The sequence below is a fragment of the Rhizobium sp. YIM 134829 genome (assembly GCF_046546455.1).
Window position 1 is genome coordinate 202,203 of sequence record NZ_JBKHKI010000005.1, and the last position, 17,401, is coordinate 219,603.

A 17,401-nucleotide genomic window follows, 5' to 3' on the forward strand; every position below is an offset into this window, starting at 1 on the left:
CTGCGACAAGCAAACGCCTTTCCGACGGCATCGACATTCTTGTTCACCCGCGACAAGAAAGCTGAAGACTCGAAGTGCTGCCTTGAGAAGCGGCATGCCCAGCGGCGGGCTACGGTGCGATCGGCTGCGATCCGCAGCGATGCTCAACAATCGACGCGCAGCCGACGCCCGTCAAAAGGCCCTTTTCGACCCTCACCCATCATCTTTCGGAAAAAAGTCCGAAGGAAGGGAACGTCGGGGATAGGGAATAGTTCACTCTGCATCTTGAACATCTTCTTACGAAGAAAGTATGGCGTATGACCCTGACTGTCGCGATCGTCGGCTCCGGACCGACTGGAATCTATACGCTGAAAGGTCTGAACCAGATCAATCAGCCGCTGACGATCACGATCTTTGAAAGCGATGCCGAGCCGGGCAAGGGAACGCCCTACCATCCGGATCTCAACGACCGCGCCATGCTTTCCAATATCGCCAGCATCGAGCTGCCGCCAATCTGCGAGAGCCTGGTTGCGTGGCTGTCGCGCCAGTCAGACGAGAGGCTTGCGGAGCTCGGCGTCGAGCGGAGTTCAATCAACGAGCGGGAATTCTACCCCCGCATCGTGCTCGGCGACTATCTGCAGCAGCAGCTGAACCAGCTGATCGAGATCGGCCGCGCGAAGGGCCACAGGATCGACATCAAGGCGTCGAGCCGGGTGGTCGACATCACGCTTCACAAGTCCGATATCAGCCTGAAGAGCCAGTCAGGCAGCGGCGAGACTACTGACTACAGCTTCGACCATGTGGTGCTCGCGACCGGTCATGATTTTCCGGAGACGACCGAGGTTCGGCCAGGCTATTTCGTCTCACCCTGGCCTGCGCCGGTGCTGAAGACCATTCCGCCCTGCAAGGTCGGTATCCTGGGCACGTCGCTGAGCGGGATCGATGCGCTGATTACGGTCGCAACCAAGCACGGCGTGTTTCTCCTCGATGAGGCGAACAGTCTTCGCTATCATCCGAAGCCGGAGACGGAGGGCTTCCACGCCACGATGATGTCGCGCAAGGGCGTGCTCCCCGAGGCTGATTTCTACTGCGAGATCCCCTATCGCCCCCTGTCCATCTGTACTCCCGAGGCCGTTGACGCGCTGATCGCCACGCGCGGCAGCCAGTTGCTGGACGCGGTGTTCGAGCTGTTCCGGCGAGAGCTTGCCGCCTGCGATCCCGCCTATGCCGCCGAGATCGGGCTTGGCCTGCTCACGGTGGAGACCATCGACAAGGCCTATTTCCGGGCACGGGAGGAGGCCGATCCCTTCGTCTGGGCGGCGCGCAACCTTGCTGAGGCGGAGGCCAACAAGGCCGAAAGAAAGACGGTGGAATGGCGCTATGCGATCCTTCGCATGCATGAGGTGATCGCACGCGCGATCCCGCATCTCGATGAAGACGATCTCGCACGCTTCCACAAGCACTTCAAGACGGTCTTCGTCGACGACTATGCCACGGTGCCGCACCAGTCGATCCACCGGCTGCTGGCTCTCCATCGCGCCGGCAAGCTCGACATCATGGCGCTTGGCCAGGACAGCGAGATCGACAACAAGCAGGTGGCGCGCGGGGCGGTGGTGAAGACCGAGGAGGGGCAGTTCGAGTTCGAGGCTTTCATCGACGCAACCGGCCAGCATCCGCTTTCGGCCCGGGATATACCTTTCCCAAGCCTGAAGGCCCAAGGGCTGGTGCGCAAGGCCGCCACCAAGGCCTCCGGACCGTTGGAGGGCGGCGAGACCGGCATCGTGCGCACGGGCGGCGTCGATCTCGACGAGAGCTTCCGCCCGGTCTTCGAAGCCGATCTGACGAACCGGCTTTACTGCGGCTCCATCTCCTTCCTGCTGCACAAGCTGCCCTTCGTCCAGGGCATCACCAGTGCGCGCGATATTGGAGAGATCATCGCCCTGGCAATTGCCGACGACATGGCCGCCGAACCCCTGCTTCAGCCCAAACAGTGGGCGCTCGCCTGATTGGTCCGCTCCGCGTGAGCGTCAAAACCCGCCGATGATGCGGATCCTCGAGCCGTCGGAGAAGCGGCTGAAGCGAAAGTCATGGGGATCGACCAGGGGTGGCCGGCCGATCACGAGATCCGCCATCGGCCTGCCCGCGGTCGGGCCGATGCCCAGTTGCGGCTCGACTGCTCATGCCCGATCCCGCCCTTCCTACACAGAGGGACCGTCAGGCCGCGCTCTGCAAGCTCGAGTGTCGTCGATGCCCCCGATGATGCCGCCACCGATGACGACGAGATCCACCCGTTCGGGAAGATCTGCATCACCATGAAAGGGAACGACGAAGGGACCGGGCATTGTCTCGAAGCACTCCACGAAGCGAGCCAGGACGCTATCCGCCACGGGCCCCCAGCTCAAGCGCCATGCCGGTCTCCCCGCTGTCGCGGCGCAGGCGGTTCAGGAATTGCAAGCTTACGCTTGAATTGTGAACCGAATGGTTCCATATTGGCGTCATGGTCAAGCGCACTCAAATTTCCGCTCCCGTTGGACGTCCCCGCGAATTTGAGGTCGATGAGGCCGTTCGCAAGGCGATGGACGTGTTTTGGGATCGGGGATTTCACGATGCCTCGCTTCCCGACCTGCTCAACGGGATGGCGCTCTCGCGGGGCAGTTTCTACAAGGCCTTTGCCGACAAGCGCGGCGCCTATCTCCGGGCGCTCGATGTCTATATCGACGAGGCGGTTCGCACGGTCGGCGACATTCTGCAGTCCGATCCCTCGCCGAAAGCCGCGATCCGCGCTGCACTCCTGCGGCAGGTCGAACCGTCCTCGGGCAGCGAAGGCTTACGCGGATGTTTCGTCGTTCTGGCGGCGGTCGAGATGCTGCCGGCGGATCAGGACGTGGCGCCCCGGGTCTCCCGCCTGTTCCGGCGCATGCAGGATCTCTATGCGGCGGCGATCATCCGCGCGCAGGCCCTGGGTGAAATCGACCGCTCCCGGGACGAGCGGGCGCTGGCGCGTTTCCTCGTCTGCCAGATTCAGGGCATGCGGGTGCTGGGCAAGGCGGGTGCAGACCGCGAGGAGACGAAGGCCATGATCGATATCGCACTGAAAGCGCTCGACTGACTCGAATTTGGAACCAAATAGTTCCTAAATCCTTGGCGATTTCCAAAGGTCGGCCGTCTTCACGACCGATATGGAGAGACATGTGAAACAGAACCGCATTCGAGAAAGTGAACCCGATCCGCGCCGCTGGACGGCTTTGGTCATTCTCCTGGCCGGAGCGTTCCTGCCGCCTCTGGACTTCTTCATCGTCAACGTGGCGCTACCGTCGATCCGTGAGGACTTCCACGCTTCCGCATCGACCATGCAACTCATCATTTCCGGCTATGCGACCACCTATGCAGTCATGTTGATCACCGGCGGCAGGCTCGGCGATCTCTATGGCCGACGGAACGTATTTCTCTGCGGGATGCTCGGCTTCGCGGCCGCATCGGCGCTTTGCGGTTTCGCCTGGTCTCCTTCCGCCCTGATCATCGGTCGGATCCTCCAGGGCTTTGCCGCGGCGATCATGGCGCCGCAGGCGCTTGCCTCGATCAATGCGATCTTTCCGGATCATGAAAAATCGAAGGCGCTCAGCTTCTATGCGCTGACCTTCGGCGTCGCCTCGATGGCCGGCCTGTTCCTCGGCGGCGCGCTGATCGCACTCGATCTCTTCGGGCTTGGATGGCGGGCGATCTTCCTCATCAACCTTCCGGTGATCGCGATTGCCGCGCCCTCAGCCTTCGTCGTGCTGCGCGAAACCCGGGCTGACAGGCCGAGCAAGCTGGATCTGAGCGGCGCCCTGCTGATCGCGCTCGCGCTCGCGGCGCTGATCGCGCCGTTGATCGAAGGTCGCGAGCAGGGATGGCCGCTCTGGCTGGTCCTGATGCTGGCCGCCTCGCTGCCCGTTTTCCTCTTGTTCTGGCGGCATGAGCGCAGCCTGGAGGCTGCCGGCGGCGATCCTATCCTGGCACCTAGCCTGCTGACCGTGCCAGGCTTGAAGCGTGGGCTGATGGCGGCCCTGTTCTTCTATGCGCTTGCGGCGTTCTGGCTTGTCTTTTCGGTCTATGAGCAGAGCGGTCTTGGCCGCACGCCCTTCGAGGCGGGTCTCGCCATCCTCCCCGCGGCTGCGGGCTTCGTGCTCGGCCCGTTTGCCAGCGAGCACGCGCTCCGCCGCTTCGGGCGCTATTCCGCCGCCGTCGGCATGGGCCTGCAAGCCTTCGGCCTGTTTGCAACGGCGGCTCTCATCTTAAGCGATCAGGCCCGCTTCCTTGCGCCTGCACTGTTTCTGATCGGGATCGGACAAGGGATCGCGCTTCCGAACCTTCTGAAAAGCGTCGTCCAGCGAGTCGGCAAGACGCGGTCGGGCTTGGCCTCCGGTCTCGTCAATTCAATGCTCCAGATCGGCGGCGCCTTCGCCGCGGCGATCATCGGCGGGTTGTTCTTCGCGATCCTCGGGTCTGCAACCGATGTCCAGTCCGTGGGTTACGCCTATAGCGTCGCAGCGATCGCGATCGCCCTCTGCCTTCTCCTCGCCGGATGGCTTTCCGCCGGTCTCTTCCCATCGGCCAAGGAGGTCCCTTCCGGAAGGTGAGCAAGCACGGTGCGTCCTCGACGCCGGTCTTCGCGATTGATCATGCCCTTTGGTGGATTCCTGGCGCGCCTGCCCCACCTTGGCCTCAACCCCTCAAGCATCATGCACTTCTGAAGATTGGACATCATCATGGACTATACGCGTCTCGGAAAGACCGGCCTCGAAGTCTCCCGCCTCTGTCTCGGCTGCATGAGCTATGGCGAGCCCGACCGCGGCAGCCACCCATGGACCCTGACGGAAGAGGACAGCCGACCCTTTATCCGCAAGGCGATCGAACTGGGGATCACCTTCTTCGACACGGCCAATGTCTATTCCGACGGGACAAGCGAGGAGATCCTCGGCCGGGTCCTCAAGGATGTCGCGACACGCGACGACGTCGTCATCGCCACGAAGGTGCATGGCCGAATGAGGCCCGGACCGAACGGCGCAGGCCTGTCGCGCAAGGCCATTCTCTCGGAAATCGATGCCAGTCTCAGGCGGCTGGGAACCGACTATGTCGATCTCTACCAGATCCATCGCTTTGATCCTCACACGCCGATCGAAGAAACGCTGGAGGCCCTGCATGATGTCGTGAAGGCGGGCAAGGCCCGCTATATCGGCGCATCCTCCATGTATGCCTGGCAGTTCGCAAAGATGCTGTCCACCGCGCAGGCGCATGGTTGGACCCGCTTCGTCTCCATGCAGAACCACCTGAACCTGCTCTATCGCGAAGAGGAACGGGAGATGCTGCCGCTCTGCAAGGCGGAGGGCATCGGCGTCATCCCCTGGAGCCCGCTGGCACGCGGCCGCCTGACGCGCGACTGGAGCGAGGAGAGCACCCGCTCGCAAAGCGACGAGTTCGGCCGGAGCCTCTACAGGCAGGTGACGGAGGATGCCGATCGGCGCGTGGTCGAATCGGTCGCCACGATCGCGCAGCAGAGAGGGGTGCCGCGGGCGCAGATTGCGCTTGCCTGGCTTCTATCGAAATCGGAACTCACCGCACCCATCGTCGGAGCAACCAAGCTGCACCATCTGGACGATGCCGTTGCGGCGCTTGCGATCAGGCTGACGCCGGAAGAGATCGACGCTCTCGAATCCGGCTACGTTCCGCACGCGGTCGCCGGCTTCTCCTGACGAGCGGATGGCGTCGACGCGCGACCTTCGAGCAAAACCCGGGATCGGCGGGCTGGCCGCCTTCGCGCGGCCGAATTGCGCTCGGACCCATGTCCTGCAGGGCGTGGGACCAATCCTTCACCTCGGGGCTTTGTCATTGCCCCAGACAATTCGGACCAAGGGCTTGACGGCCTGCCTACTAGAAGGTAGACAAAGCCATGAGCAACCTGTCCACCACTGCCGACGACATTCTCGCGTCCGCCCGGCACTTCATCATGAATGGCGGCTATAACGGCTTCAGCTATGCCGATATCTCAACTGTCGTTGGCATTCGCAAGGCGAGTATCCATCACCATTTCCCCAGCAAGGTCGATCTGGTTCGGGAACTGGTCAGGCGCTATCGGGAAGACGGGCAGGCAAACGTCGCGGAGCTCGAGGCGCGCGTTCCGAATGCGTTCGATATCCTCACGGTTTATGCGAATCATTGGGCCCAGTGCATCGCCGATGCGAGCCGTCCCTATTGCGTTTGCGCGATGCTTGCCAGCGAGTTGCCATCTTTGCCGCAGGATGTTGCCGATGAGGTCACCCAGTTCTTTCGCTTCATCTCCGGCTGGCTGGCATCGGTGATGGAGCGCGGCGCACGGGAGGGCGTGCTTCAACTTGCCAGCGAGCCGAGTATCGAAGCCGAAGCGTTCCTGGCAACGGTCTATGGTGCCATGCTGTCGGCAAGGGCCTATGGCAGACCGGATGTCTTCGCTGCAATTCTGAAGCCGGTCCTCGATCGACTGACACCGACCGGTTCACACTAATTCCGCGGTGGCTGGAGCCACCCGGAGTAACTGCGTCTCAAGAAACTACCAACTAGTAGGAAGAAATCCATGAAGCTTCTCCCCCGCGTTCTGCTGCTGGGCTTGACCGGCATCCTCTCTGTCTCGCCGCTGATCGCTTCTGCACATGCCGAAGCCGCGAAGCCCGCGCCCATTCATGTCCGCGGCAATGTCGTCGCCTATTCGGCGTCGACGCTGAAGGTGAAGACACGCGAGGGCGAAACCGTCGACGTCGCTCTGGCCGATGGCTGGAAGATCGCCGGCGTCGCCAATGCCAAGGTCACCGACATCAAGCCGGGCGATTTTGTCGGGATCGCATCGCTGCCGAAGGCCGGTGGCGGTGATGGTGCGCTCGAGGTTCTGATCTTCCCGCCTGCGATGAAGGGCACGGGCGAGGGCAGTTATGGCTGGGATCTGAAGCCCGAGAGCAGCATGACCAATGCCACTGTCGCCGATGCCGTCAAGGGTGTCGATGGTCGCACCGTCACCGTGACCTATCACGGCAAGGAAAAGAAAATCGCCATTCCGGATGGCACGCCGGTCGTCACCATTGCTGCGGCAACCAAGGAGGATCTCGTTCCCGGCGCCGTTGTCTTCATCACCGCCGAAAAGGCGGCCACCGGCCCGATCGCCCACCAGGTGGTCGTCGGCAAGAATGGTGTGGTTCCGCCGATGTAACCACGCCGTCGCCGGTCGAAGCAGCCGCCCCCTGCTTCGGCCGGCCTTTCCAATGCACGGCTGCCCTGTCGCAGCCGTCCGATGACACCGACGAAAGACGCTGCGATGCGCAAGACCGCCTCCCATGACAATGCCGACAAACCGCGGACGATCTTCATCCGCCGCCACTCGATCGCGACCCGGCTGACGCACTGGGTCAACGTGCTCTGCCTGAGTGTCCTCCTGTTGAGTGGTTTGCAGATCTTCAACGCTCATCCGGAACTCTATTGGGGCCATTATGGTGCGAATGGCGATCCCGCCCTGCTGACAATCGGCGCTGTGGAGGAGGCTGGCGAGCCGCGTGGTTTTGTCCGCATTGCGGGGTTGGAGGTTCCGACCACCGGCGTCCTCGGCGTCTCGACCGTCGAGCGCGAACAGACCGCCCGAGCCTTTCCGAACTGGATCACCCTGCCGTCGTTCCAGGATCTGGCCGCCGGGCGCCGCTGGCATTTCTTCTTCGCCTGGCTGTTCGTCATCAATGGTGCGCTCTACCTCGGCATCGGCCTCCTGAGCGGACATTTCCGGCGCGACCTGGCGCCCCAGGTGCGCGAGCTCTCGCCGCGCCATCTCGGTCGCGAAGTGCTCGACCATGCACGTCTGCGCTTTCCGGAAGGGGACGAGGCCAGGCATTACAATGCGCTCCAGAAGCTGACCTATCTGGCCGTCATCGTCGTCCTCCTGCCGCTGATGGTCCTGACCGGGCTCACCATGTCGCCCGGGGTCGATGCCGCCCTTCCGGCGCTGGTCGATCTCTTTGGCGGGCGGCAGTCGGCGCGCACCATCCACTTCATCACGGCCTCCGCTCTGGTGCTCTTCGTTGTCGTCCATGTGGCAATGGTCATCCTGTCGGGGACCTGGAACAACATCCGCTCGATGATCACCGGACGCTATGCAATTACCGAGAAGGGCCCGCAGTCATGAGCCGGATCTTTTCCCGCCGCCGCTTCCTCATCGGCGGCACGCTCGGCGCCAGTGCCCTGACACTCAGCGGCTGCGACCTTCTCGACCAGAATGCCGACGTCGCGCATGTCCTCCGCTCCGCCGAGAGCCTGACCATGAAGGCGCAGAGGCTGCTCCAGGGACGCGATGCCCTGGCGCGCGAGTTCGATGCGAAGGACATTTCGCCCTCGTTCAGGGTCAATGGTACGAGCGCGCCCGACGGCGACGACTATGCCGAACTCGCGGAAGGGCACTTCGCAGCCTGGCGGCTGAAGGTCGACGGCCTTGTCGAGCGGCCGCGCGCGTTTTCGCTCGCCGACCTGAAGGCGCTGCCGGCGCGCACGCAGATCACCCGCCATGACTGCGTCGAAGGCTGGAGCGCCATCGGCCAATGGACCGGCGTTCCGCTCGCCAGCCTGCTGCGGCTGACCGGGCTCAAGCCGACGGCCCGGTTTGTCGTGCTGCATTGTGCCGACGAGCTCGAGAAGACCCTCGACGGCAGTGGCCGATATTATGAAAGCATCGACCTGATCGACGCGGTCCACCCCCAGACCATTGTCGCCTATCAGATGAACGGCCAGGATCTCAGCATCGGCCACGGCGCTCCCCTGCGTCTGCGGGTCGAGCGGCAGCTCGGCTATAAACAGGCGAAATACATCATGCGCATCGAACTGGTCGACAGCTTCGCCACGCTCTGGGGCGGAAATGGCGGCTATTGGGAAGACCGCGGCTACGAATGGTATGCCGGCATCTAAGCGGAAACTTCGCGGGACGATGAGTAAGCCGCCGGCTCGCAGGAGGGAGCCGCGCTGCTCCGCGGCCGTCCTTCCGAGGCCGGCCGGGAATGCCTCCGCCTGTCGATTGTCTGCAATCCCAAAGCTGGATCAGGCATGCGCCTGTTCTTCCTCCAGCGTCAGGTCGCGAAGCAGCCGGTGGATCTCCTGGCCGCTTAAGCGGGAGGGATCGAAGCCGCTGGAGGCGGCGATGCCGGAGAAGCGGGCAGCATCGGCATCGGACAGTCCGATAAAGCCCATCGCCCAATCGGGAAAGGAGCGATGCGGAACCGGATCGAAGGCGAGAAGCGAAACCTCGCCATGCCGTTCATCCTGCTGGATCCGCTCGAAGGTCGCCTCGACCGTCTCCAGCGGCCCTTCCAGGACCTGGGCGAAGCAGCCGGAATTGAAAAGCAGGGCGCCGGTGATGTCATCGCGGGCATTGTTGATCCGGCTCTTAGCCAGGATGTCATCGACAGCCGCCTTGAAGGAGGCGGCGTCGGCGGAGACATGGTTGCGACTGTAATAGACGAGGCGGTGGAGGTTGGCGGTCATCAGGCGGTCTCGTTCTGGATCGTGGACGGGGATCGTTTCAAGAAGTCCGGGATCAGGTCGGGCCGCATGGGGCGTCCGGTCAGGTAGCCCTGGACATGGGTGCAGCGCTCGCTGCGGATGCGCGCAAGCTGCTCCGCCGTCTCGACGCCCTCGGCGGTGATCGCCATGCCGAGGCTTGCCCCGAGCCCTGCGACGGCTTTCAGGATCGCCTCATTGTCGGCATTGTCGGTCGCCACGAAGGAGCGGTCGATCTTGATCTTGTTGAAGGGGAATTTCTGCAGATAGGCGAGCGAGGAATAGCCGGTCCCGAAATCATCCATCGAGATCTTCACGCCGAGCGCACGGAGCGCTGCGAGCGTGACCAGCACATTGCTGGTATCGTCAAGCAGAGCGCCTTCGGTAATCTCGATCTCCAGCCGGTGGGCCGGAAGGCCCGAGCGGGCCAGCGCCGAGGAGACCGTCTCGAGCAGCGTATCGGCCTTGAACTGGAGAGGGGAGACATTGACGGCGATGATCATCTCCTCTGGCCAGGTCGCCGCCTCCATGCAGGCCTGGCGCAGCACCCATTCGCCGATCTTGACGATCAGTCCATTCTCTTCCGCCAGCGGGATGAAGTGCAGGGGCGGAATATTGCCCTTGGTCGGATGCGTCCAGCGCAGCAGCGCCTCGAAGCCGATCACCTGGTCGGTGGAGAGATCGATGAAGGGCTGATAGCTGAGCTCGAACTGCTTGAGCGCCAGGGCCCGCCGCAGGTCGATCTCCATTTCCCGGCGCTCCTGAAGGCCGGTGTCCATGCTGCTCTCGAACAGCCGGAACCGGCTACGCCCCGCGCGCTTCGCCTCGTAGAGCGCCAGATCGGCGTTGCGGATGAGATCGCGGGCCTGTGTGCTCGCGCCCCGCAAGGCCACCCCGACGCTGGCGCCGATATTGATCGTGTGGCCGCCGAGCACATAGGTCCGACCGACCAGATCGACGATTCGCGCAGCCAGACGCTCGGCAGCGGCTAGATCCTCGACATCGCGCTGCAGAACGACGAATTCGTCCCCACCCAGTCGCGCGACGAGATCGCTCCTGCGGCAGGCCGCCAAAAGCCGGTCGGCAACCTTCTTCAGCAACAGGTCGCCCACCGCATGGCCAAGCGTGTCGTTCACCGTCTTGAAGCGGTCGAGATCGATGCAGTGCACCGCGAAGGTGGTGAGCCCATCCTCCTGCGCAAGCGCGTCGTCGAGGTGGGCCATCAGCGTGTTGCGCTTGGCAAGACCGGTCAGTTCGTCACGCTCGGTCGTGAGAGCGACGGATGCCGTGCCTGCTGCAAGCCGCAATTCGACGACGAAACCCTCTCCCGGCAAGGGCGACAGAGTCACCTCATAGGCCTCGTTCCTCCGGCAGGCGAGACGCTGGACGCTCGGCCCAACCGGAGAGATCAGGGACAAAGTGAAGCCGGGGAGGAGATCGCGCAGGTCGAGGCCGGCGACCCAGCCTTCGAACGCAGCTTCGGCCGCAGAATTGGCATAGACGACCAGCCCGCCCGCATCGATCGCCAGAACCGGGCGGACGAGGCCGTTGAGGATGCGCTCGGCGCTCGGTGACGCCATCGGTTGTGCGGACAGGTCCGGTAGAGGGGAACTCAGCGTGTTCATGGTGGCCCAGCCTTTCGATGTGAAAAGACTTAAGGCCTCAATGGTTAGCGAATGCTGACGTTCGGCAACTTCCTTCGCCGATCATCCTGGGTTGCAACTTTAGGGTTACCAATCCATCTTCGAGTCAGGGATCGGCTGACTGAGGCGTTGCGGATGCGGCCGGCGGTCTGGCGAAGGGGAGGCAGAGGAGGGCGAGAGCGGTCAGGAGGGCGACGATCATCCAGGCCTCGTTCAGGGCCTGTACCGTGGCCGCCGTCTGGATCAAGGGGTCGAGCGTGGCGATCATGTCCGGATCGAAGGGGCCGGAGTGACCTGCGATGACCTCTGCGGGCGCGCCGATGAAGGCGGCCGTGCCAACATCGCCCTGCTGCAGTCGCGTCGTGATCTCGCCGATCAGCGGCTCCGAGCGGGTGTAGATGATCGTGTCGATCAGCGCGATGCCGATGGCGCCGCCGAGATTGCGCATGAGGTTGAAGAGGCCGCTCGCATCGGGAACGCGGTCGGGGTCGATGCTGCCGAGCGCCAGCCGGGTCGGCGGCAGAAGGCAGAACATGATCGCCACGCCGCGGATGACCTGCGGCCAGAACATCTGGTCGAAATCCGTTTGCGGGTCCTGCCAGGCGCTCAAAGCCAGGCCAAGGGCGAAGATCGCAAAGCCGATCCCGGAGAGCAGACGCGGATCCATCCGTTTTTCCAGCGCGACGGCGACAGGTGCGGTCAACAGCTGCGCGACGCCGGTGACCAGCATGGTCAGCCCGATCTCCAGCGCATTATGTCCCCGGACGAAGGCGAGGAAGACCGGGATCAGGTAGACCGACCCGAACAGACCGATGCCGAGCACAAAGCTCAAGGTCGATCCGACCAGGAAGTTCCGGTCCTGAAAATGGCGCAGATCGACCAGCGGCTGCGGGTTGGCGAGCGTCCTGCGGATGAAGAGGAGGGCCGCAACGAGCGAGAGGGCAAAAAGCCCCGCGCTCGAGACAGACAGCCAACCACTGGTGGGCGCGTTCTTGAGGCCAAGCTCGAGGCAGACGAGCGCCACGGCCATCAGCACAAGCCCGACGGCGTCGATCTGCCGCGCCTGCGCGAGGGCGACCGCCTGGCGGGGAAGCGTGCGCGCGGCCAGGAGAGCGGCGAGGAGGCCGGGCAGCACATTGATCAGGAACAGCCAGTGCCAGGAATAGCGCTCGGTGAGCCAGCCGCCGATGATGGGACCGACCGTCGGTGCGAGTACGGCGAGCACGCCGGCAATGGTCGTTGCCAGCGCCTGCCGCTTCTCCGGAAACAGGATGAAGACGGCAGAGAAGACGGAGGGGATCAGCGTTCCGCCGGAAAAACCCTGGAGGACCCGCCAGCTGACCAGCTGGGCAAAGCTGGTACTCGTCGCGCATCCCGCCGAGGCAATGACGAAGACCGACAGCGAGACCACGAACAGCCAGCGCATGGTGAGCACGCGGGTCAGGAAGCCGGTGAGCGGAATGGCGACGACTTCGGCGATCAGATAGGCCGTCTGGATCCAGCTCATCTGCTCCGGATCGATGTCGAGCGCCGCCTGGATCGTTGGAAGCGAGGTCGCCACGACCTGGATGTCGAGAATCGCCATGAACATGCCGATGCACATGGCAAGAAAGCCCATCCAGACAAGGATCGGTCTTTCTACAGCAGGCTGGAGGTCACGATGACCGGGCACGGGGCGATCCTGCAAGCGCGGCATTTTCCGCCTTGATGCGGATCGTGAGTATCACCGCATTAGCGAGCGAAAACAACAGCGCGTAGAGCGGCAGCCCGAAGCAGAGCGGCAGCACGGCGATCTCGCCGATCACCACCACATAGTTCGGATGCCTAATGAAACGGTAGGGGCCGGCGGCAACCAGCGTTTCGCCTGGAACGGTGATGATGCGCGTCGTCCAGCGCCGGCCGAGCGTGGCCAAGGTCCAGAAGCGCAGGATCTGCAGCATGCCGAAGACAGCCAGCCAGACCGGATGCAGCGGGGCATCCGTGGCAAGCAGCCAGAGACCCGCCAGCCAGGCGGCATGGAGGAGCACGATCAGCGGATAGTGACCGGCGGCAACCTCGACCCCGCCTTTCGCCAGCAAGCCTGCGGTGTTGCGCCGCGCCAGCACGAGCTCGAACAGCCGCTCGCAGGTGACCGCGAAGAGCAGAAGCACCGACCAAATCATGCCGCAGCCTTTAAGGAGACGCAGCTCGCCGTAAACCCCGGGCCCATGGCGGTCATCAGCGTGCGGGGCGGAAGACCGGACCGGATCAGCCGCTCGAGCACGAAGAGCACGGTCGGCGCGGACATATTGCCATAGTCGGACAGCACGTCGCGTTCGTGATTGAGCCTGCCCGGATCGAGATGAAGCGCAGTCTCGAGCGCGTCGATCACCTTTGCCCCGCCCGGGTGACAGGCGAAGCGGTCGATTTCGGCAAGCGTCAAATCGCCGGAGGAGAGGATCGTACTGATCGCGGGCTCGATCTTGGCCTCGGCAAAGGGCGGGATCGCGCGATCGAAGATCACGCCCAGCCCTTCCGGTTCGACACTCCAGCCCATGATATCCAGCGTGTCGGGCCAGGTATGCTGACCGCTCATCTCGACCTCGGCAATGCCGTGGCTGGAGGATGCGATGACGCAGGCCGCCGCCCCATCGCCAAACAGCGCCGTCGCGACGATATTTGCCTTGGTCAGCTTGTCCATTCGGAAGGCCAGCGTGCAGGTTTCGACGGCAACGAGGAGCACGATGCAGCCGGGCCTTGCCGCGGCAAGGTTGGCGGCAATCGCAAAGCCCGACACGCCGCCGGCACAGCCGAGACCGAAAACCGGCACGCGCAGGACATCCTCGCGGAAGCCCATCCGGCCGCTCGCCTGCGCGTCGAGGCTCGGAGTCGCGATCCCGGTCGAGGAGACGGTGACGATGACATCGACCTCGGAGGGCGAAAGCCCGGCTGCGTCGAGTGCCTTCCTGGCCGCCTCGACGAAGAGATCGCCAGCGCCCTCGATATAGGCGGCGTTCCTCTCCTGCCAGCCGGATGTTCGGAGATACCAGTCGATCGGGCGCACGCCGTAGCGGCGTTTGATGCCGGCGCTGTCGAACACCTTCACGAGACGGTCGAAATCGCCGAAGCGGGCGGAGAAGGCTTCATGCGCGGCGACGGCCGCGTCGCTTTGGTCGATGATGTTGGGCGGAACAGCCACTCCGATCGAGAGGAGCTTGACGGGGTCGGGCATGAGGATCTTTCTCGGCACGAGGGCGAACACAGCGCTCGCGGAGAGGTAAGACGAGCGCAAGCACAGTTTGGTTTCAGATCCGCCCTGCAACCCGGTCCTGAAAGTCGATCATGGTCGGACAGGACGGGGGCCGTCCCGCCGCTGCGCCGCCTCGAAGGAACCCGGTCAACGATCCGCCCGGGTCCAGGTCTGGGTCTTGCACAGAACCGGCGTCGCGCAGCCACGCAGCTTCAGGCTGTCGCCGGCCACCGTCAATTTGCCGCTATAGGTCGCCTTGTTGCGGGGATCGGTGATGCGACCGGCATAGACATCCCCTTGCGACGTGACGGAGCCGATTTTTTGTCCGGCATATTGCCCGGTCTTGGCAACGATGCAGAAGCCGGACTTGCAGGGCTCGATCACCGAAAGCTCGCCGTTCTCCGTCTTCCAGGTTCCGACGACGGCATCGGCGGCCGCGGCTGAGCCGGCGGAGCCCAAAGCGAAGACGGCAATGACGATCCAGCGCTTCACGACGATATCCTCCTGGCTCGGAGAGACATGGACTCTCTGGGCTCCCCGACAAGGGGCGTATTTCGAAAACTGTTGCGTCGAAGGCGTGTTACCGTGTCAAGCAGCCCCAGCTGGTCCGAAATAATGGTGCTCGCGACTGGTAGCCGGCAAATGATCGAAGGTGGCCGGAGCTTGGCCTTTCGGGTTAGCCGCCGCTCGACGCCCCGGCCAGCCCTCGGGCCTCGACCGCCGTCACCGCCTGACGGGCGATTTCCTGCAGGTCCTCGCGCGATGCGCCGTCTCGTGCCTGGACGGAAAGCCCGAGCAGAACCGTCATCAGATAGCGGGACAGCGAGGCGGCCTGGTCAGGATCCAGCCAGGTTTGAAGCTTGAGAGCGATCGACTCGCGCATGGCCTGTCGTCGGTCCGTCAGGTCCCGGGCGAGCGCCAGATGATCCTCCCCGCATTCAAGCATTCCGCTGGAGATCATGCAGCCGCGTTCTCCCTCGGGATCGGTGACAGAGTTGATGGCGCGGTCGAGCAACTGACGGACGGCGGTGAGCAGATCCATAGCCGGGCCGAAATCGCCGGGTTCTCTCCATGCGGAATATCGCTCCAGCGCCTCGCGATAGAGCCCTGCCTTGCTGCCAAAGGCAGCATAGAGGCTTGGGGGTGCGATTCCGATTGCGGACGTCAGATCATTAAGCGACACGCCTTCAAACCCATGGCGCCAGAAAAGGCGCATGGCGATGTCGAGAGCCTCATCGCGATCGAAGCTGCGTGGTCCGCCCCGCCGTGTCTTCGTCAGTTTATCCATAGTGATCACTAAAAACAGGATTGACAGCCAAGCGCAAGTCCGTAGTTTGTAGCGATCGCTACAAGATAAGGAGATCGCACTTGACCATCGTCTCTGGACGCGCCGTGCCGGCCGTTTCAAATTCAACGAGGTTCAGCCGCAAACCGGCACCCTTCGCCGCGTTCCTGCTCGCCCTCTGGCTGGCCCTCATCGCAGGGGTGACGGCAACGCCGGCGGGAGCGGCTGAAAAGAGCTACACCGTCACGTCTGCAGATGGCGTCGCGATCGCCGTCCAGGAAGCGGGCAGGGCGGACGGGCAACCCATCGTGTTCATTCATGGATTGCTCGGCAGCCATCTCAACTGGGAGAAGCAGCTGCAAAGCGCTGCGCTGTCCAACTATCGCCTCATCACCTTCGATCTGCGCGGCCATGGCGTGTCCGGCAAGCCGGAGAGTGCAGAGGCCTATCGTGATGGACGGCTGTGGGCGGGCGATCTGCGCGCAGTGCTGCAGGGCGCCAAGGCGCGCAAGCCGATCCTGGTCGGCTGGTCTCTCGGCGGCGCGGTGATCACCAACTATGTTGCGGCCTATGGGGACGACGACCTCGGCGGGCTGGTCTATGTCGGCGGGGTCGTCGAACTCAAGCCCGATCTGCTGCAGCCGCAGCCCAAGGCCTATGCTGGCCTCGCTTCTCAGGATCTGAAGACCCATCTCGATGCGGTGCGTGACTTCTTGTCGCTCTGCTTCGAAACGCAGCCGGATCGGCGCAGCTTCGAACGACTGCTCGCCAATGCAGCCACCGCCTCATGGCTGATGACCCGCAGCGTTCCATCGATGACCGTTTCGGCGGCTGATGCGCTGCCGGCGATCAAGGTGCCGGTTCTGATGCTCTATGGCGAACAGGACGCGCTGGTGAAGGCGCAGGCGAGCCTTGCTCGCGCCAAGGCGCTGAACCCGGCCATTCGTTCGACGGTCTATGCGAAGTCCGGGCATGCACCGTTCCTCGAAGAAGCGGACCGCTTCAACGAGGATCTGGCATCCTTCAGCAAGACGGTCCCCTTGCCGTAAGTCCTTTGATCTGCCGGATCAGCCGTCTGGCAGATCTCGTTCGCCCTCCTCACGTCTTGCAAACCGTCGATGCGGTGGCATGTTTCCCTGAAATTGGAGGACATCATGCCCAAGCGTCCGCATCCCGTTCCAGATCCCTGCCTGCCGGGGCAGGAGAGCGTCTGGTCTTTCCCGAGACCGAGCATCGCCCAGCCGGTGCGCAACCATCTCAAGATCATCTTCGCAGGCCGGATCCTCGCGGAGACCACGGCCGGCATCCGCACGATCGAAACGAGCCATCCGCCGACCTATTATTTCCCTCCGGGGGATGTCGATCTTTCCCTGCTTCGTGAGACCAGCCAAAGGTCGGTCTGCGAATGGAAGGGGGAGGCGCGCTATTTCGATGTCGTGTCCGCCGACAAGGTAAGCCGCAACGCGGCCTGGTCCTACCCGCATCCAACCGACACCTTTCGGGTCATCAAGGATTTCATCGCCTTCTACCCGCAGCCGATGGACGAGTGCCTCGTCGACGGTGAATCTGTCGTGCCCCAAGCCGGGCCCTTCTATGGTGGATGGATCACCTCCACCGTCGCCGGCCCGTTCAAGGGCCCGCCCGGGACGGAGTTCTGGTGACGGGCGCGGGACCCGGCACTTGTCCGGGTCGCGGTGCGCAAAGCCTCGGTTACATTACGAAAATTTA

At 63.4% G+C, this 17,401-nt stretch carries 17 protein-coding genes and 1 pseudogene; 10 read left to right on the plus strand and 8 right to left on the minus strand.

Annotated elements, in window-relative coordinates; all coding sequences use genetic code 11:
• Positions 1-296 precede the first annotated feature (296 nt).
• On the plus strand, positions 297-1,985 hold the full coding sequence (locus ACLE20_RS11410) for an FAD/NAD(P)-binding protein (RefSeq protein ID WP_410940405.1): 1,689 nt from the start codon (positions 297-299) through the stop codon (positions 1,983-1,985).
• A 140-nt stretch (positions 1,986-2,125) separates the two neighbouring features.
• On the opposite strand, the pseudogene ACLE20_RS11415 reads toward ACLE20_RS11410, so the two are convergent.
• Positions 2,126-2,321: pseudogene (locus ACLE20_RS11415) on the minus strand (FAD-dependent oxidoreductase); the annotation flags it as partial.
• A 233-nt stretch (positions 2,322-2,554) separates the two neighbouring features.
• Here ACLE20_RS11415 and ACLE20_RS11420 point away from each other — a divergent pair.
• From ACLE20_RS11420 to ACLE20_RS11450, 7 genes are all read left to right on the plus strand, one after another.
• Entirely contained in the window at positions 2,555-3,088 is a 534-nt protein-coding gene (locus ACLE20_RS11420; RefSeq protein ID WP_410940406.1) for a TetR/AcrR family transcriptional regulator, read from the plus strand.
• An 82-nt stretch (positions 3,089-3,170) separates the two neighbouring features.
• Positions 3,171-4,598, plus strand: coding sequence for an MFS transporter (locus tag ACLE20_RS11425; protein WP_410940407.1), 1,428 nt, complete (start codon positions 3,171-3,173; stop codon positions 4,596-4,598).
• 129 nt (positions 4,599-4,727) lie between these two features.
• A complete protein-coding gene (locus ACLE20_RS11430; RefSeq protein ID WP_410940408.1) occupies positions 4,728-5,711 on the plus strand; it encodes an aldo/keto reductase in 984 nt (327 codons plus the stop codon).
• Positions 5,712-5,908: 197 nt separating this feature from the next.
• Entirely contained in the window at positions 5,909-6,499 is a 591-nt protein-coding gene (locus ACLE20_RS11435) for a TetR/AcrR family transcriptional regulator (protein WP_410940409.1), read from the plus strand.
• 69 nt (positions 6,500-6,568) lie between these two features.
• Positions 6,569-7,195 (plus strand): hypothetical protein, encoded by a 627-nt coding sequence (locus ACLE20_RS11440; RefSeq protein WP_410940410.1) that lies wholly within the window; start codon positions 6,569-6,571, stop codon positions 7,193-7,195.
• Between the two features lie 105 nt (positions 7,196-7,300).
• The gene (locus ACLE20_RS11445) at positions 7,301-8,155 is read left to right on the plus strand and encodes a cytochrome b/b6 domain-containing protein (protein WP_410940411.1); all 855 of its coding nucleotides are present in this window, start codon (positions 7,301-7,303) and stop codon (positions 8,153-8,155) included.
• On the plus strand, positions 8,152-8,928 hold the full coding sequence (locus ACLE20_RS11450) for a molybdopterin-binding protein (protein ID WP_410940412.1): 777 nt from the start codon (positions 8,152-8,154) through the stop codon (positions 8,926-8,928). The genes ACLE20_RS11445 and ACLE20_RS11450 overlap by 4 nt, the downstream gene beginning before the upstream one ends.
• Before the next feature lie 129 nt (positions 8,929-9,057).
• On the opposite strand, the gene ACLE20_RS11455 is transcribed toward ACLE20_RS11450, so the two are convergent.
• The 7 genes from ACLE20_RS11455 to ACLE20_RS11485 form a co-directional block, all read right to left on the minus strand.
• Complete coding sequence (locus tag ACLE20_RS11455) at positions 9,058-9,501, minus strand: BLUF domain-containing protein (protein ID WP_410940413.1); 444 nt, start codon at positions 9,499-9,501, stop codon at positions 9,058-9,060.
• Positions 9,501-11,096 carry an EAL domain-containing protein gene (locus tag ACLE20_RS11460; protein ID WP_410940414.1) on the minus strand — a complete coding sequence of 532 codons (1,596 nt, stop codon included), beginning with the start codon at positions 11,094-11,096 and terminating at the stop codon, positions 9,501-9,503. Before ACLE20_RS11460 ends, ACLE20_RS11455 begins: the two co-directional genes overlap by 1 nt.
• 169 nt (positions 11,097-11,265) lie before the next feature.
• Complete coding sequence (locus ACLE20_RS11465) at positions 11,266-12,855, minus strand: DHA2 family efflux MFS transporter permease subunit (RefSeq protein ID WP_410940415.1); 1,590 nt, start codon at positions 12,853-12,855, stop codon at positions 11,266-11,268.
• Positions 12,815-13,321 carry an isoprenylcysteine carboxyl methyltransferase family protein gene (locus ACLE20_RS11470; RefSeq protein ID WP_410940416.1) on the minus strand — a complete coding sequence of 169 codons (507 nt, stop codon included), beginning with the start codon at positions 13,319-13,321 and terminating at the stop codon, positions 12,815-12,817. The genes ACLE20_RS11465 and ACLE20_RS11470 overlap by 41 nt, the downstream gene beginning before the upstream one ends.
• A complete protein-coding gene (locus ACLE20_RS11475) occupies positions 13,318-14,370 on the minus strand; it encodes a type III polyketide synthase (RefSeq protein ID WP_410940417.1) in 1,053 nt (350 codons plus the stop codon). Before ACLE20_RS11475 ends, ACLE20_RS11470 begins: the two co-directional genes overlap by 4 nt.
• Before the next feature lie 165 nt (positions 14,371-14,535).
• On the minus strand, positions 14,536-14,880 hold the full coding sequence (locus tag ACLE20_RS11480) for a DUF2147 domain-containing protein (RefSeq protein WP_410940418.1): 345 nt from the start codon (positions 14,878-14,880) through the stop codon (positions 14,536-14,538).
• 184 nt (positions 14,881-15,064) lie between these two features.
• Entirely contained in the window at positions 15,065-15,676 is a 612-nt protein-coding gene (locus tag ACLE20_RS11485; RefSeq protein WP_410940419.1) for a TetR/AcrR family transcriptional regulator, read from the minus strand.
• 80 nt (positions 15,677-15,756) lie between these two features.
• On the opposite strand from ACLE20_RS11485, the gene ACLE20_RS11490 reads away from it, so the two are divergent.
• Positions 15,757-16,722, plus strand: coding sequence for an alpha/beta fold hydrolase (locus ACLE20_RS11490; protein ID WP_410940420.1), 966 nt, complete (start codon positions 15,757-15,759; stop codon positions 16,720-16,722).
• A 105-nt stretch (positions 16,723-16,827) separates the two neighbouring features.
• Positions 16,828-17,334 carry a DUF427 domain-containing protein gene (locus ACLE20_RS11495; protein ID WP_410940421.1) on the plus strand — a complete coding sequence of 169 codons (507 nt, stop codon included), beginning with the start codon at positions 16,828-16,830 and terminating at the stop codon, positions 17,332-17,334.
• Positions 17,335-17,401: the final 67 nt, after the last annotated feature.